General features: G+C 64.8%; 19 protein-coding genes. 11 read left to right on the top strand and 8 right to left on the bottom strand.

Annotation, left to right across the window (positions count from 1 at the left end; genetic code table 11):
• Window positions 1-412: YitT family protein (locus H6B15_RS14355; protein ID WP_204648691.1), on the bottom strand; the 412-nt coding region annotated here is incomplete at its 3' end.
• Between the two features lie 118 nt (window positions 413-530).
• Window positions 531-935, bottom strand: a complete 405-nt coding sequence (locus H6B15_RS14350) for a methylglyoxal synthase (RefSeq protein ID WP_204648690.1) — start codon at window positions 933-935, stop codon at window positions 531-533.
• Between H6B15_RS14350 and H6B15_RS14345 the strand changes: the two genes are divergently transcribed.
• The 6 genes from H6B15_RS14345 (at window position 934) to H6B15_RS14320 (ending at window position 7185) form a co-directional block, all read left to right on the top strand.
• Entirely contained in the window at window positions 934-1149 is a 216-nt protein-coding gene (locus H6B15_RS14345; protein WP_204648689.1) for a hypothetical protein, read from the top strand. The two genes, H6B15_RS14350 and H6B15_RS14345, sit on opposite strands and share 2 nt — an antisense overlap.
• Window positions 1150-1204: 55 nt before the next feature.
• Window positions 1205-1789, top strand: a complete 585-nt coding sequence (locus H6B15_RS14340; protein ID WP_204648688.1) for an RICIN domain-containing protein — start codon at window positions 1205-1207, stop codon at window positions 1787-1789.
• A 162-nt stretch (window positions 1790-1951) separates the two neighbouring features.
• Window positions 1952-3370, top strand: a complete 1419-nt coding sequence (locus H6B15_RS14335) for an MBOAT family O-acyltransferase (protein WP_204648687.1) — start codon at window positions 1952-1954, stop codon at window positions 3368-3370.
• A gap of 12 nt (window positions 3371-3382) precedes the next feature.
• Window positions 3383-4333: a hypothetical protein gene (locus tag H6B15_RS14330; RefSeq protein WP_204648686.1), complete on the top strand. Its 951-nt coding sequence runs from the start codon at window positions 3383-3385 to the stop codon at window positions 4331-4333.
• 49 nt (window positions 4334-4382) lie between these two features.
• A complete protein-coding gene (locus tag H6B15_RS14325; RefSeq protein ID WP_204648685.1) occupies window positions 4383-5570 on the top strand; it encodes a DEAD/DEAH box helicase in 1188 nt (395 codons plus the stop codon).
• 10 nt (window positions 5571-5580) lie between these two features.
• Entirely contained in the window at window positions 5581-7185 is a 1605-nt protein-coding gene (locus tag H6B15_RS14320; protein ID WP_204648684.1) for an amidohydrolase, read from the top strand.
• A gap of 704 nt (window positions 7186-7889) precedes the next feature.
• Here H6B15_RS14320 and H6B15_RS14315 read toward each other — a convergent pair.
• From H6B15_RS14315 to H6B15_RS14295, 5 genes are all read right to left on the bottom strand, one after another.
• A complete protein-coding gene (locus H6B15_RS14315; protein ID WP_204648683.1) occupies window positions 7890-8567 on the bottom strand; it encodes a potassium channel family protein in 678 nt (225 codons plus the stop codon).
• Window positions 8568-8585: 18 nt separating this feature from the next.
• The gene (locus tag H6B15_RS14310; RefSeq protein ID WP_204648682.1) at window positions 8586-9884 is read right to left on the bottom strand and encodes a TrkH family potassium uptake protein; all 1299 of its coding nucleotides are present in this window, start codon (window positions 9882-9884) and stop codon (window positions 8586-8588) included.
• Between the two features lie 30 nt (window positions 9885-9914).
• Window positions 9915-10613, bottom strand: a complete 699-nt coding sequence (locus H6B15_RS14305; protein ID WP_204648681.1) for a response regulator — start codon at window positions 10611-10613, stop codon at window positions 9915-9917.
• Window positions 10614-10625: 12 nt separating this feature from the next.
• Window positions 10626-11687: a sensor histidine kinase gene (locus H6B15_RS14300; protein WP_204648680.1), complete on the bottom strand. Its 1062-nt coding sequence runs from the start codon at window positions 11685-11687 to the stop codon at window positions 10626-10628.
• Window positions 11688-11890: 203 nt separating this feature from the next.
• Window positions 11891-12265, bottom strand: coding sequence for a Fur family transcriptional regulator (locus H6B15_RS14295; protein ID WP_204648679.1), 375 nt, complete (start codon window positions 12263-12265; stop codon window positions 11891-11893).
• A 201-nt stretch (window positions 12266-12466) separates the two neighbouring features.
• Here H6B15_RS14295 and H6B15_RS14290 point away from each other — a divergent pair, with 201 nt between their 5' ends.
• A complete protein-coding gene (locus tag H6B15_RS14290; RefSeq protein ID WP_204648678.1) occupies window positions 12467-12637 on the top strand; it encodes a FeoB-associated Cys-rich membrane protein in 171 nt (56 codons plus the stop codon).
• Between the two features lie 42 nt (window positions 12638-12679).
• Here H6B15_RS14290 and H6B15_RS14285 read toward each other — a convergent pair whose 3' ends face one another.
• A complete protein-coding gene (locus H6B15_RS14285; protein WP_204648677.1) occupies window positions 12680-13453 on the bottom strand; it encodes a hypothetical protein in 774 nt (257 codons plus the stop codon).
• A gap of 195 nt (window positions 13454-13648) precedes the next feature.
• Between H6B15_RS14285 and H6B15_RS14280 the strand changes: the two genes are divergently transcribed.
• From H6B15_RS14280 to H6B15_RS14265, 4 genes are all read left to right on the top strand, one after another.
• Window positions 13649-14332, top strand: a complete 684-nt coding sequence (locus H6B15_RS14280; RefSeq protein ID WP_243424436.1) for an AzlC family ABC transporter permease — start codon at window positions 13649-13651, stop codon at window positions 14330-14332.
• Window positions 14325-14651 carry a branched-chain amino acid transporter permease gene (locus H6B15_RS14275; protein ID WP_204648676.1) on the top strand — a complete coding sequence of 109 codons (327 nt, stop codon included), beginning with the start codon at window positions 14325-14327 and terminating at the stop codon, window positions 14649-14651. Before H6B15_RS14280 ends, H6B15_RS14275 begins: the two co-directional genes overlap by 8 nt.
• A gap of 74 nt (window positions 14652-14725) precedes the next feature.
• Window positions 14726-15598 (top strand): PPK2 family polyphosphate kinase, encoded by an 873-nt coding sequence (locus tag H6B15_RS14270; protein ID WP_204648675.1) that lies wholly within the window; start codon window positions 14726-14728, stop codon window positions 15596-15598.
• Window positions 15599-15615: 17 nt separating this feature from the next.
• The coding region (locus H6B15_RS14265; protein ID WP_204648674.1) for a glycosyltransferase at window positions 15616-16155 on the top strand (540 nt) is incomplete at its 3' end.

The raw sequence follows: 16155 nt of genomic DNA, 5'->3' as shown, positions 1-16155 counted from the left end.
CCACCCCCACCCCGATGAAGGCAGCCCCCAGCAGGGCGGCCGCCAGGGGATGCGGGGTCAGGTCGGGCAGAAGATAGGGCAGGGATTCCCACACCTTGAACCAGGCGGCCATGGCGGCGCTGGACACCACCGCCGCCCGCAGAAAGCCCGCCCCCAGCACCTTGAGGGCCGCGGCGTAGCACAAAAGGTCCAGCACCGGGGACACCAGCGAGGCGGGCAGCCCGGTCCAGTGGTTGACAAAGAGCAGCATCCCCAGCACGCCCCCTTCGGTGATGCCGGTGCGCTGGTGGATGTTGTGCAGCCCGAAGGTGGCAATGCCCGCCCCCAGGACCAGCACCGCCAGCCTTTCGGGCGGGAATTCGGCCTTCAGGTCCTGCCACAGCTGCCTGCACCATTTTTTGAACATATCCATCTGTTTCACCTCATCTGTAGGATAAACCATGGAACAGTTCCAAGGTCAATAGGTATAAAAAGAACGTCCCCGCGCCTTTTGTGTAAGGAGCGGGGACGTTTTGTGTGCAAAAACGCGGTCAGCGGCGGTCCCGCTGCAGCTCGATCCAGGCCAGGTCGCCGCGCTCCAGGCCGTGGATGAGCACCTCGGCGGTGGCGATGTTGGTGGCCACCGGGATGGTGTGCATATCGCACAGGCGCAGCAGGTTGACGGCGTTGGGCTCGTCCGGCCGGGCGCTCACCGGGTCCCGGAAAAACAGGAGCATGTCCACTTCCCCGCAGGCGATCATCGAGCTGATCTGTTCCGCACCGCCCCGGCCGCCGGGGTACAGGCAGCGCACCGGCAGACCGGTGGCATCGTGCACCACCTTGCCGGTCACGCCGGTGGCCACCAGCTCGTTCTGGGACAGAATGCGGATATACGCCGTGCAGAACTGGGTCATCAGTTCCTTGCGGGAATCATGGGCGATCAGGGCGATCCTCATGGGAACAACCTACTCCTTCTTTGCAAAATTTGTGTGCCGCCCGCCAAAAGGCATAGCGGTAGTTATACTTAATCATACGGCACAACCGCAAAAAATGCAAGGGGCGGGAAGATTCTGGGCAGTTTTTGCACAAAAAATGCACCTTTCCCCGCGCATTTTTCACAAGGACGGGCGCAAAATTTTGGTCAAACCGCGTGCGGCGGCCGTGATATAATAAGAAAAACCGATTGCAAGGGCGCTGACTGCGCCCCGAAAGGGGAGAAAACCTGATGAAACGTTCCGCGCAGACTGTGATCCGGGAAGGAGCCTATTACACCATCGCCGCCGCCAACGGCCGTGTGCTGGAGGTGGCCGATTTCAACACCGAGAACGGCGCTTCGGTGCGGCTTTGGAGTTATGAGGGCCAGCCCTGGCAGCAGTGGACTTTTGAGGAAGCCGCCGAAGGGCAGTATCGCATCCGCAACCGCTTTACCGGCAAGGTCATGGACCTGGCCATGAGCGGGGTTGTCAACGGCACCTGGGTGCACCAGTGGAGCAAGACCTCCGGCGCGGGCCAGCGCTGGGAGCTGGTGCCCGCCGAAAACGGCCGGGTGAAGATCCGCAACGTATTGGCCGACAAGGTCATCGACCTGGTGGGTATGCGGGTGGACAACGGCACCCAGGCCCAGATCTGGCAGGATGTGTACGGCGAAAACCAGCTGTGGAAGCTGAACCCCGTGCCGGACAAGCAGCTGAAGGAGACGCCCCCCGCCCCGGTGCGCACCGCGGCCCCCAAATCCACCCGCACCCAGACCGGCAAAGGCGCCAAAGCCAAGAAAACCTCGGGCAAAGGCGCCCGCCGTGCCGCCAAATAAACCACGCTGAAACAGACCTTTTCGCCCCGCCTGCGGCCTTGCCGCGGGCGGGGTTTGCTGGTATAATGAGGGGTAGTCTGTTTTTTTGCGGCCCCTTGCCCCTGTCCCCGGGCGGGCGGCGGGGCCGCCGCTGTTTGTGTGACACCGAAAGGTTTTGTTCCGATGACCTACTATTCTCTCGTATTTCCGCTGTTTTTTGCGGCGGCGGTGCTGGTGTTCTGGCTGGTGCCGCCCAAGGCCCGGGGGGCCGTGCTGCTGGCGGCCGGCATCTTCTACATGGCCAGCTGGGGCGCCGCCTCTCTGGGAATCCTGGCCGCCGTGACCCTGCTGAGCTGGGCCTTCGGCCGGGGACTGGCCGCCGCCAAAACCACCGCCGCCCGCCGGGTGTTCCTGGTTCTGGGGCTGCTGGCCAGCGCGGGGTATCTGTTTGCCCGCAAGGCCGTGCCCCTGTTTGCCTCCGGGGCGGTGCTGGTGACCGCCACCGGCCTTGCCTTCTACGCCCTGCAGGCCGCCGCCTACATCGCCGACCTGTACAAGGGCAGATGCCCGGTGCAGAAAAGCCTGCTGCGCTACGCCGTGTACATGAGCTTTTTCCCCCGCATCCTCAGCGGCCCCATCGGCCGCCCGGGGGAGTTCTTCCCCCAGCTGGAGGAACTGTGCGCCGGGCAGCGCCGGTGCACCCCCGACCGGCTGCGCCGGGGCCTGACCACCATGCTGGGCGGCTGGGCGGAAAAGCTGGTCATCTCCAACATCCTGTCCGACTGGGTCACCCCCATCTTTGCCCGCTGGACCGAGTGCAGCGCCCCGGTGGTGGTGATGGGGGCGGCGGGGTTCGCCCTCTCCCTCTACTTTGACTTTGCGGGCTACAGCCACCTGGCCCTGGGCGCCGCCCGGGTGCTGGGCATCGACCTGCCCGCCAACTTCCGCCGCCCCTTCTTTGCCCAGAGCATGGGGGAATTCTGGCAGCGGTGGCACATCTCCCTGTCCGGCTGGCTGCGGGATTACATCTACATCCCCCTGGGCGGCAGCCGCCGGGGCACCCTGCGCCGGATGCTCAACCTTCTGGTGACCTTTGTGGTCAGCGGGCTGTGGCACGGCAGCGCCTGGCATTACCTGTTCTGGGGGCTGCTCCACGCCCTGCTGCAGATCGGCGGCCTCCTGACCAAACCCCTGCGCCGTCCCCTGGCCGGGCGGGGCGGGGCGGTGATGGTCTGGGTGCGCCGGGCCTTCGTCTTTGTCTGCTTTGCCCTCACCCTGGTCTTTTTCGGCGCCGACAGCCTGGGCCAGGGGGCGGGTATGCTGGCCCGGATGGTCAGCGGCGCCCCCGGCCTGAGCCCCCTGGACCTGGGGGTCACCGGCACCGAGCTGGCCTTTGCGGCCCTGGGCCTGGTGGTGGCCTTCTGCCTGGATCTTGCGGCGGAAAAGGCCGAGGGGCAGGGCTCCTGCCTGTATGACCGGTTTGCCGCCCTGCCCGGGGCGGTGCGCACCGCCGCCTTACTGGTGCTGGCCGTGACCGTGCTGGTGTTCGCCTGCCGCCTCATCGGCGGGGACGCGGCGTCCTTCTATTATGCCCAGTTTTGAGGAGGGACGGAAATGACCAAGTTTTTGCTGCGCCTGGCGGCCTTTGTGCTGGCCGCCCTGGTGCTGTTTGCGGGGGTGCTGGGGCTTTCGGCCCTGGGGCCCTTCTCGGAAATTTTTGCCAAGCTCACCGCCTCCACCGGCTATTCCGCCTCGGCCAGCGAGGAGATCGGTGCCCACATCACCGCCGTGCAGGCCGAGGACGGCGCCACCGCCCTGATCCTGGGGGACAGCGTCTGCTGGCAGGTGTTCGGGCCGTTCAGCCTGTGCAACACCGCCTACCGCATCGACGGCAGCAACCGGGCGGTGACCCTGGCGGGGCAGTATCTGCTGGCCAAGGCCTTTCTGGACGCCCACCCCGACGCCACCGACGTCTATCTCATCATCACCCCGGACAGTTTTTCCGCCGGGTTTGACGCCGGGTACGGCTACCAGTACGCGGCGGCCCCCTTTGCGGCCGCCGGGCTGCTGGGCGGGCTGGACGACACCACCCGCGCCGAGCTCACCGCCGCCTACGGGGCGCCCTTCCTCACCGGGACCTTTGCCCGGTGGGCGGACGCCTCCCCCCTGGTGAAAAAGCTCTACCTCAATGCCCTGGAGGTGTGGCAGCCCGCAGCGGCCCAGTCCGGGCCGCTGGTGCCCCTGGCCCGGCGCAACCTGGAAAACCTGGAAGCCCTCTGCCAAGAGCGGGGTGCCGCCTTCCACCTGCTGTGCGCCCCCCTGGCGGACAGCGAGGACCGGCACACCGCCATGGCATCCCTGGAACAGGCTTTCCGGGACGCGGGGCTCTACGACAGCTATTCCGCCTACTTCACCCAGGCGCCCTGGTACGACCGGGCGCTGTTCGGGGAGGACGGCGTGCATTTTGACAACGCCACGGCCGATATGGATTTCTATGCCCGGGTCATCGGGGAGATCCAGAACGCCACCGGCCTTTTGGACGGGCTGGTGCTCAGCTACGACTGAGGGCCCCGGCACAGGACGTATCACAACTTTTATGGAAAGGCGGTTTCCCATGCAGTTCAGCGAACTTTCAATCCGTGAACCCATCCTGCAGGCCACCCGGGAGATGGGCTTTACCGAGATGACCGAGATCCAGCAGAAGGCCATTCCCCTGATGCTGGCCGGCCACGACATGATCGCCAAGGCCCCCACCGGCACCGGCAAGACGGTGGCCTTCGGCATTCCGGTGCTGGAACAGGTGGCCAACGTGCCCGCGGGCGCGCCCAAAGCGGTGATCCTGAGCCCCACCCGGGAGCTGGCCCAGCAGATTGCCCAGGACCTGCGCAACCTGGCCCGGTTCCTGCCCGATGTGAAGGTGGTCTGCGTCTACGGCGGCGCGGGCATGGACAAGCAGCAGCGCCAGCTGAAGGCGGGCTGCCAGGTGGTGGTGGCCACGCCGGGGCGGCTGATGGACCATTACCGCCACCACGCCATCGACCTGTCCGGGGTGGAGACCATCGTGCTGGACGAGGCCGACGAGATGCTGAACATGGGCTTTTACAAGGATGTGCGCCACATCATCGACCTGATGAAACACCGCAAGAGCCTGTCCATGTTCTCGGCCACCATCAGCCGGGAGGTGCTGGACATCGGCTGGCTGTACCAGAAGAACGCCGCCGAGGTGAGCGTGCAGCCGGTGGAGGATTCCAGCCCCAAGATCGACCAGTACAAGCTGCTGACCACCGGCCGGGACAAGCTGGCCGACCTGGCCCAGATCATCATTTCCGAAGGGTACAAGCGGGTGATGGTCTTCTGCAACACCAAGTACAACACCGGCATGCTGGCCAACCAGCTGGCCCGGCTGAACTTCAACGTGGACTGCCTGCACGGGGACCTGTCCCAGGCAGAGCGCACCCGGATCATGCAGCGGTTCAAGGCCGGGGAGATCGCCGTGCTGGTGGCCACCGACGTGGCCGCCCGGGGCATCGACGTGTCCGACGTGGATGCGGTGATCAACTACGACGTGCCCGAGGAGAACGAGCACTACACCCACCGCATCGGCCGCACCGGCCGGGCCAGGCGGGAGGGCGCCAGCTATCTCTTCTACACCAAGGAGGAGACCAAGCGGGTGGACACCCTGCTGCGCCTGACCCGCAACACCGACGACTGCCGGGCGGTGCACTTCGACTTCAACCACGAGAAGCTCATCGTGGAGGAGAACACCCCCACCGACCGCTTCCAGATCAAGAGTTATTTCTGAGGCAACTGCCATGAAGGAACATCTGTATCACAACGGGCACATCCACTGCGGCGGCGGGCAGGACTGTTCCGCCCTGTGGGTGCGGGACGGGCGGGTTTTCCGCACCGGAAACGAGGAACTGTGTGCCGAAGCCGCCGGGGTGCCCGCCACCGACCTGCACGGGGCCTGTGTGGTGCCCGGCTTCAACGACAGCCACCTGCATCTTCTGGATGTGGGCCGGGGGCTGGGGGCCATCGACCTGTTCGGGGCCGCTTCCCCGGCTGATATGGCCGCCCGCTGTGCCGATTTCATCCGCCGCCGGAACATTCCCGCCGGGCGCCCTCTTTACGGCAACGGCTGGAACCAGGACAAGTTTGCAGGCGACCCGGTGCTGCCCACCCGGGCGGACCTGGACGCCCTGGTGCCCGACCATCCCCTGCTGCTGGACCGGGTATGCGGGCACATCATGGTGTGCAACACCGCAGCGCTGAAAGCCGCGGGCATCACCGCCGAAACCCCGGTGCCGGAGGGCGGCGGCATCGACCTGGGGCCGGACGGACAGCCCAACGGCCTGTTGCGGGACAACGCCATCCCCCTGGTGCGGGCCATCCTGCCCGAAGAGAGTCTGGAGGACATCAAAGCCGCCTTTGTGGCCGCCTGTGCCCGGGCGGTGTCCCGTGGGCTGACCACCGTGCAGACCTGCGACATCCGCAGCCGGGACTGGCCGCTGGTGATCCAGGCGTTGCGGGAGCTGGACGACGCCGGGCTTTTGCCCCTGCGGCTGGTGCTGCAATGCGCCCTGGACACCCCGGAGGACCTGCGGGCCTTCCTGGACGCGGGCATCCAGAACGGCCGGATGTGGAAGGTGGGGCCGCTGAAGCTTTTCCTGGACGGGTCGCTGGGGGCCCGCACCGCCTGGCTGCGCCGGGACTACGCCGACGAGCCGGGCCAGCGGGGGCTGTGCTGCCTTTCCTATGACAAAGCCCTGACCATGGCCCGGATGGCCGACGCCGCGGGCATGCAGGTGGTGGCCCACGCCATCGGGGACGCGGCGGTGGAGGAGATGCTGGATGTGATCCAGGCCCTGAGCCCCGACGGCTCCAACCCCCACCGCCACGGGGTGGTGCATTGCCAGATCACCACCCGGGACCAGTGGGACCGGTTTGCGGCCCTGCACGCCGGGGCGCTGGTGCAGCCGGTGTTCCTGGACTACGACCACACCATCGTCACCGCCCGGTGCGGGGCAGATCTGGCGGCCACCAGCTACGCCTTCGGCACGGCGGTGCGGCTGGGCATTCCGGTGAGCTACGGCACCGACGCCCCGGTGGAGGACCTGGACCCGGTGCGCAACTTCTACTGCGCCGTGACCCGCCGTCCCCTGGCCGGGGGCGACCCCTGGCAGCCGGAAGAATGCGTGACCCGGGCCCAGGCCCTGGCCTGCTACACCGAGGGCGGGGCCTGCAACGAGTTTGCCGAGGCCGAGAAGGGCAAGCTGCTGCCCGGGTATCTGGCGGACTTTGCGGTGCTGGACGGCGACCCCCTGACCCTGCCGGAGGAGCGGCTGCTGAAGATGCAGGTGCTGGCCACGGTGGTGGGCGGACAGGAGGTTTATACAGCTTCCGGCACCCAGGCATAAGGTTTGCCGAGACCGGCTCCCCTGTGTAAGGGGAGCTGGCGGCCGTAAGGCCGACTGAGGGGTTGTGAACTTGGTGTCATTGCCCGGCAACGGGAAATCAGGCAGGGTTTCCAACCCCTCCGCCGCTGCGCGGCACCTCCCCTTGCACAGGGGAGGCTTTCCGGGCGGGCTGAGACCGGCTCCCCTGTGTAAGGGGAGCTGGCAGCCGAAGGCTGACTGAGGGGTTGTGAACTTGGTGTCATCGCCCGGTAACGGGAAATCAGGCAGGGTTTCCAACCCCTCCGCCGCTGCGCGGCACCTCCCCTTACACAGGGGAGGCGTTCCGGGCGGGCTGAGACCGGCTCCCCTGTGTAAGGGGAGCTGGCAGCCGAAGGCTGACTGAGGGGTTGTGAACTTGGTGTCATCGCCCGGTAACGGGAAATCAGGCAGGGTTTCCAACCCCTCCGCCGCTGCGCGGCACCTCCCCTTACACAGGGGAGGCTTTGGGAAGGAGGGCGGCTGCGCGGCACCTCCCCTTACACAGGGGAGGCTTTTTGGAAGTGCCATTCAAATCCATTCCTTTTGGTCACAAAAGGAAGGACTTTCCCGCAGACGAACGTCTGCCAAGAAGCCGCGTCAAAAAACACAAAAAAACACCGCCCCCGCTCCCCTGCGTTGTGCAGGCCAGACCGGGGGCGGTATTTTGCTTTATTTTTCGGGAAAACTCAGTTGCCCATGTACTCGCTCAGGCGCAGCACGTTTTCCTGGCTGCCGGAGACGATCATGGTGTCCTCCGGGCGGAAGACGTAGTCCGGGCTGACCGTCTCGATGACGTCCGGGCCGTTGACGATGGCAATGATGTTCATGCCGAACCGGGCGCGCAGGTTCACCTGGGCCACCGTCTGGCCCACGAACTTCTCCGGCACCAGGAACTTGGTGATGTTCACCTTCTCGCTGAGCTGGATGAAGTCCAGCATGCGGGAAACTTCCAGCCGCTTGGCCAGCCGCACCGCCATGTCCCGCTCGGGGTAGACCACCTCGGCGCCCAGACGGCGCAGGATCTCCCCGTGCTCGATGCTGGTGGCCTTGGAGATGACCTTGGGAATGCCCAGGTCCACCAGGTTCAGGGTGGTCAGAATGGACGATTCCATATGCTCGCCGATGCACACCACCGCTACATCACAGTTCTGGATGCCGGTCTCTTCCAGGGACTTCTTGTCCAGGCTCTTGACCACGATGGCGTTGTCGGTGAATTCCCGCAGTTCCCGGACTTTTTCCTCGTTGTGGTCCAGGACCAGCAGGTCCGCCCCCGCTTTGGCCAGCTCCTTGGCCAGGGCGGTTCCGAACCGGCCCAGACCCACAATGCCATAGGACTGCTTTTCTGTTTTGGATTTGCCAAACATAGCTTTTTCTCCTTCTGTTTAACCGATCGAGATGTTGCCCTCGATGTAGCGGGTGCGTTCGCCCCGGGTGAAATGCCACAGGGTGGCGATGGTCAACGGGCCCAGACGGCCGATATACATGATGAGGATGCTCAGCAGCTTGCTGGGGATGCTGAGCCCGCCGGTGATGCCGGTGGAAAGGCCCACGGTGCCGAAGGCGCTGACCACCTCGAACAGGATGTCCCGCAGTTCCAGCTGGGGCTCAAAGACGGTCATCAGGTAGGTGCCGGTGACCACCACGCCCAGCGCCAGCAGGGTGATGACCGCCGCCTTGCGGAAGCTGTCCCGGGGGATGGCGTAGTGGAAAGCCTTCTCGCTGCGGTTGGTGGCGGCGGACTTGATGCCCTGCATCAAGGTGAAGAAGGTGGTGGTCTTGATACCGCCGCCGGTGGACCCCGGCGAGGCGCCCACGAACATCAGCACGATCAGCACCAGCAGGCCCGCCGTGGAAAACTGCCCCAGCGGGTAGGTGGAAAAGCCGGCGGTACGGGCGGACACGCTGTGGAAGAACGCCCCCAGCCAGGTGATGTCCTCGGTGGCTTTGAGCAGCAGCGTGCCGACGATGAGCAGGAAGGCGGTGGTGGTCAGCACCACCTTGGTGTGCATCGAAAACTTTTTCCAGCGGAACCGCACGGACCACATCTCCCGGATGACCAGGAAACCGATGCCGCCGAAGATGATCAGCGCGCAGGTCACCAGGTTGAGCAGCACGTCCTGCTGGTAGGGGATCAGGTTCTTGCCGCCGCCCAGGATGTCAAAGCCCGAGTTGTTGAAGGCGGCCACCGAATGGAAGATGCTGATGCCGATAGCCTCGGGCATCGGGCGGGTGCGGGCGAAGGAGATCAGGCTCAGCAGCGCGCCCAGCCCTTCAAACAGCAGGGTGGTCGCAAAGATGCTGCGCACGAACTGCACGACCCCCCGGCCGGAGTCCAGGTTCATGGCCTCCCGCACCAGGTTGCGCCCGCGCAGGTTGACCCGCCGGCCCATCAGCAGGATGATGCCGGCGCCCACGGCGGTGACACCCAGGCCGCCGATCTGGATCAGCGCACCCAGGATGAACTGCCCCACCGGGGTGAAGGTGTCGCCGGCATCCACCGCGATCAGGCCGGTGACGCAGACAGCACTGGTGGAGGTATACAGCGCGTCGATGTACTGTAAGTCCACCCCGGGGCGCACGCTGCAGGGCAGCATGAGCAGCAGCGACCCCAGCAGGATGGCCAGGGCAAAGCCCAGGGCAATGATCCGCGGCGGGGTCAGATGTTTGGTAATCTTGGTCATGTGTTTACAGTCTCCCTTGGCGGGCGGGGGTCATTCGCCGTACATGCGGTACCCGACGCCCAGTTCATTGGCAATGTAGGGGTTTTCGCCGGGGCGGGCCCCCAGCTTTTTGCGGATGTTGGCCATGTTCACCTGCAGCTTTTTCACACTGCCGGCGTCCGCCGTGCCCCACACACCCTGGATGATGGCGGAATAGGTCATCACCTTTCCGGCGTGCTGGGCCAGCAGGGCCACAATGTTGTATTCGGTCTGGGTCAGGCGCACTGGCGCCCCGTCCAGGCTCACGTCCCGGGCGTCGTAGTCGATGCGCAGCCCCCGCACCTGGAAGCACTCGCCGGGGGCGGCAGGGCCGGGACGCCGGTCCCGCAAGGCCGCCCGCACCCGGGCCAGCAGCTCCCCGGTGCCGAAAGGCTTGGTAATATAGTCGTTGGCCCCCAGGTCCAGGGCCTGGACCTTGTCCCGCTCGTCGCTGCGGGCGCTGAGCACCAGGATGGGCGCCGCGCCCCCCGCCGCCCGCACGGTGCGGATGAAGTCGGTACCGTCGGCGTCGGGCAGGCCCAGGTCCAGCAGCACCAGGTCCGGGCAGTGGGAGGAAAACATCATCTGCCCCTGGGCGCAGGTGGCGGCGGTCAGCACCTGGTAGCCATTGCTTTCCAGAATGGCCTCCATAAAGCTGCGGATGTTGGCCTCGTCGTCAATGATGAGCACCTTGTATTTGTTGTTGCCCACAGCTTTTCCTCCTTACTGCGCGGTTTCCTTGGTGTCGGGGTCGGGGTCCAGGGCCAGGGCGAAGCGGAACACCGCACCGCCCCCGGGACGGTTGCCCCCGGTGATGGTGCCCCCGTGGGCCCGGATGATGGTGGCGCACACCGAAAGCCCGATGCCCATATTCTTGTGGCCGTCGGCCCCGTCCATCCGCCCGTCAAACAGGCTGTCCAGCCGGTCCCGGGGGATGCCGCAGCCGTTGTCCGCCACCTCAAACACCGCCTTGCCGTCCCGGCAGAAAACCCGCAGCCACAGCTCGGTCATGCCGGCGGCGTGCTGCACGGCGTTTTCCAGCAGGTTGATGATGACCTGCTCGATGAGCACCGCGTCCATGGGAATGCTGAGGAACTCATCCGGAATGTCCACCTGCACCGCCTGGCCGGGATACCGCTTGCGGAACTTGATGAGCACGCTGTCGATGAGCTCTTCCAGCACGGTGGGGGTCTTGACGATGCGCACTTTGCCCCCGTCGATGCGGGTGACCGAAAGCAGGTTTTCCACCATCCGGATCAGCCAGTCGGCCTCCTCCCTCACCTCTCCCAACAGCTTGATCTGCTGGGCCTTGGGCAGGCGGTCGTAGTTTTCGATGATGGCGGAACAGGACCCGTAGATGGTGGTCAGCGGGGTGCGCAAATCGTGGGAGATGGCCCGGAGCAGGTTGGCCCGCATGGATTCCCGGGCGGTTTCGCTGCGGACCTGTTCCTGGCGCTTGCGCTGGGTGGTCAGGGTGCTGGTGATGATGGTCACCGCCAGCATGATGGCGGTGGACAGGATGTTTTCCGGCACGGTGAAGTTGAAGACAAAGTACGGGGCGGTAAACACATAGTTCACCGCCAGCACGCTGATCAGCGATGCCCCGATACCGTAGATGTAGCCGTCGGTGACCAGGGCGATGAGGTCCACGGCCAGCACGAAGATGGCCGGCACCAGTGTCTGGGAGGGGGTGACCTGCTGGAGCAGCCAGCACCCCGCCAGAGCCCCCGCCAGAATCAGCAGGGTGCGGGCGGTATCGCGCAGCAGGGCGCGGGGCTTGCACATGGGGCCGGACTCTCCTTTCCGCGGCAGCGCGGGCGCTGTCGTTTGTATTATAGCATGGGGCGGGCAAAGATACGGCTAAATCTGCCCGGGGCCCGGATTCCTTACAGACTACCACGTTTTTTGCGTTCTGGCAAGAGCCCAGCAAAAAAGCCGTTTCCGGCGCGGCAGCGCCAAAAACAGCTTTGATCCCGCGGGCGCGCGCCTTACTTGCCGGCGCAGTCCTCACACAGACCGGTCACGATGAAATTGAAGCTTTCCGCCTTGATGCCCGGGCAGGATGCCACCAGCTCGCTGAGCTTTTCGGTGGATACCGGCAGGTTGCTCACCCGCTTGCACTGGCGGCAGTACAGATGCTGGTGCTCGGTCAGCTCCCAGTCAAAACGGTCGGCTTCCCCCGGCACCCCGATGCGCCGCAGTTTGCCTGTCTCCACAAGCAGATTCAGGTTGCGGTACACCGTACCCAGGCTCAGGTGGGGGCAGCTTTTGCGGGTGAGCTGGTAAATCTGTGCGGCGGTCATGTGTTCCTTGGTCTTTTGGATTGTCTCGATGATCAGTTGTCTTTGCCATGAATAGTTCATAATTTTCCTCACCAACCTGTAAACCGGCAGAATTGCCATTTTCGCATACACTATAATAATATACTTCTCATTGTGCAACCGTCAAGATATGTGTATAAAAATTCACCCTTCCCACGCGATTTTACGGGGTGTGGGCTTTCCTTTGCGGGGGGAGTGTGCTATACTGAAAAGACAGCCATAGGCAAGGAGGTACATCATCCCATGCAGGGTTTTCTGATTCTTGTGGCGGTGTTTGCGGTGCTGGCCGTGGCCATCGTCTTCATCTCCAACCAGGAGGGCGGCTGGCACGGCGGCTGCGGGGGCAACTGCGCCGCCTGCCGTCACCGGTGCGAGGATGCATCCGACCCCAAAAACACCCAGCCCAAGCAATAACCAAGCAGGCTTCCGGCCCATGCACCGGAAGCCTTTTTGTTTTTATCCGGCCCGCACTTCTCCCAGAATGTCGGCGATGGCCCCGGCGTCGGTGCCGGTCAGGCGCCAGGTGTAGGTGATCTCGCTCAACGCGGTATCCCCGTCCGTGTCCGGCTGCCGTACCCGGGAATAGGTGGTGCAGGCCACCGCCATTCCGTCCTGTACCTCGATGGTGTAGCGCAGGGCCTCATATTCGGCCTGGGCGGCGTTTTCCCGCTGCCGGCGCAGATTGTCCGCCTCGGCGTCCAGCCCCTGGGCCCGCAGGGCCTGCTCCTCCGCCTCCATGGCGGAAAGCTGGGAATCGATCATGGCGGGAAAGGCCCCATCCCCGATCTCCACCGTGTACACCCCGTCGGATTCGGTGACGGTCACCTGGGATTCCTCTTCCGGCCAGCTGACCAGGGGCATCCAGCTCAGGTTGGCCGCCGCCGCAATACCGGTGGTGTCCTGGGCCCAGGTCTTGCCGTCGTACCAGTAGTACACCCCGTCCAGGCAGGCGGAGCCGTTCTCGAACAAGGGGGTGCCGTCCACGTCGTAGGTGGTCATCTTCTGCATGGCGTCGTTGCCGGTGCGCCACATCCGCTGGGTCATGGTCAGGCCGTCGGCGGCGGCATCCCCCTGCAGGGTCATGGCGGTGTCCGCCACCACGGCGTAGTCGGTCAGGGCGGCGGTGGCCGCCAGGGCCTGCAGCACTTCGGCCGCCGCGGCGGTGCTGCGCCCGCAGCCCGCCAGCAGCACGCAGAGGGCCAGCGCAGCCGCCCCTTTTGTCCGTTTCATGGGGATGCACCTCCTTTTTGCACGCAACTGCGAATATATCCGATTTCAGTATACCGCGCCCCCGCCCTGCGCCGCAATGGGCAGGCTGGCCAAAAAACCGGCACCCCTTTTGGCGGCGTGCACAGCGGGGCCTTGCTGTGGTATGATAGAAGGACGGCGCAGAGCGCCGAACACAAGAAGAGAGAGGGTAATTCCTTGCAAAATCTGCGCAAAGCCTTTCAAAGCAGCCTGCCGGTGATGGCCGGATACCTGGTGCTGGGCGCCGGGTTCGGCATGATGATGAAAGCCGCCGGCTACGGGGCCCCCTGGGCCTTCGCCATGAGCCTGTTCGTCTATGCCGGGTCGATGCAGTACGCGGCGGTGGGCCTGCTGGGCAGCGGGGCGTCCCTGGTCAGCATCGCCCTGACCACCCTGATGGTCAACGCCCGGCATCTGTTTTACGGCATCTCCATGCTGGAGCCCTACCGGGAGGCCGGGGCCGCCAAACCCTATCTGATTTTTTCCCTCACCGACGAGACCTATTCCCTGGTGTGCGACGGCCGGCGCAGCATCCGGGAATGTCTGCTGATTTCCGCCTTGGACCAGCTGTACTGGGTGGCGGGCAGCACCGCGGGGGCGGTGCTGGGCAGCCTGGTGCCCTTCTCCACCGAGGGGGTGGACTTTGCCCTCACCGCCCTGTTCCTCACCGTCTTCACCGACCAGTGGCTGCACAGCAAGACCCATTTTCCCGCCCTGTGCGGGGTGGGGGTGTCGGCGGTGTGCCTGGCCCTGTTCGGCCCCGACCGCTTTCTGCTGCCGGCCATGGCGGGCATCACCGCCCTGCTGCTGGCGGGCAGCCTGCGGGAAAAACACGGTGGAGAGGAGGCGGACCATGACTGAAGTCTGGTACACGGCGGCGGCCGTCGCCGTCATGGCCCTGGTCACCGCCGGGCTGCGGTTTGCCCCCTTCCTGCTGCTGGGCGGGCGGCGCACCCCCAAGCTGGCGGTCTATCTGGGGCGGGTGTTTCCCTGCGCCACCGTGGGGCTGCTGGTGGTGTACGGCCTGAAGGGGATTTCCTTTACGGCGGCGGCAAACTTTGTGCCCCAGCTGCTGGCCGGTGCCCTGGTGGTGGCCAGCTATGTGTGGAAGCGCAATTCCCTGCTGAGCATTGTGGGCGGCACCGCTTTTTATATGGTATTGGTACAGGCGGTGTTCTGAGCCTTCCGCCGCCTTGCGTAACAAGGGCAAAGCGGGTATACTAGAGGTAATTATCTGCCTGGGAGGGACCACCGATGACGGCTGATCGTTTTTGTTTTGACGGACGCACTCCCTGTGAGCTGAGTGCCCTGCCCACCAACGCCGGGGATGCCCGGGAGGACAAGCCCAAGTATCTGAGCCGCACCGCCGCCAATCTGGAGGAGATGGGCCGGCTGCAGGACGGCTTTTACGCCGACGGGCGGGAAGGCCTGGTGGTGATTCTGCAGGCGCTGGACGCCGCCGGCAAGGACAGCACCGTCAAGCATGTGATGGGCGGGCTGAACCCCCAGGGGGTGACGGTGCACAGCTTCAAGCAGCCTTCGGCGGAGGAGCTGTCCCACGATTTTCTGTGGCGGGCCAACCGGGCGCTGCCGCCCCGGGGCGGCATTGCCATCTTCAACCGCAGCTACTACGAGGACGTGCTGGTGGTGCAGGTGCACGACCTGCAGAAGACCTACCGCATGCCGCCCCGCACCACCGAGGTGGGCCAGCGGGAGTTTTTCCACCGCCGGTACCGCCAGATCCGGGACTACGAGCGGTATCTGTACGAAAACGGATACCGGGTGCTGAAGATTTTTCTCAATGTATCCAAGGAAAAGCAGAAGGAGCGGTTCCTGGAGCGCATCGAGACCCCGGCCAAGAACTGGAAGTTTTCGGCCTCCGACCTGAAGGAGCGGGCCCTGTTTGACGAGTACGCCAAGGTCATTGGAGAGGTTATTTCCGCCACCGCCACCCCGGAATGTCCCTGGTATGTGATTCCCGCCGACCAGAAATGGTATACCCGGTATCTGGTCAGCGAGCTGGTGGCCGACGCCTTGCGCCGCAGCTGCCACGAATACCCCGCCCTGCCCGACGAAGCCCGGGCCCGGCTGCAGGACTGCCGCCGCCGGCTGGAAGAGGAAGACTGATACAAAGGAGGCGAAGCATGGCACCGATCCGTGTTTTGCAGGTGATGCCGGCCATGGACGCCGGCGGGATGGAGACGTTTGTGATGAACGTCTACCGCACCATCGACCGCGAGCAGGTACAGTTTGATTTTCTGTACCATTATGACAAACCCTGTCTGTATGACTACGAGATCCGGGCCCTGGGCGGGCAGATCACCAAGCTCACCGTCCGGCAGGACAACAACCTGCCCCGGTATCTCCATGAGCTGGACGCCTTCTTTGAAGCCCATCCGGAATACCGCATCATCCACGGGCACTACAGCGGCTTCGGCATGTTTTACAACGCCGCCGCCCGCCGCCATGGGGTGCCGGTACGGGTGGGCCACAGCCACAACACCGCTTACGAGCCCAACCTGGTGGGGCGGCTGGACAAGCTCATGAGTTCCCGCTTTGACAAGGACCTGACCGACCGCTTTGCCTGCAGCCGCAAAGCCGGGGAGATGCTCTTCGGCCAAAGTCCCTTCACCGTGCTGCCCAACGGGGTGGACACCGACCAGTTCGCCCACCCTGCCCCCGAC

This window comes from Gemmiger formicilis (assembly GCF_016900095.1).
GTDB classification, from domain to species: domain Bacteria; phylum Bacillota; class Clostridia; order Oscillospirales; family Ruminococcaceae; genus Gemmiger; species Gemmiger formicilis_A.
The sequence above is the reverse complement of the archived record's forward strand: the minus strand, read 5'-3'. Positions and strand labels throughout refer to the sequence as shown.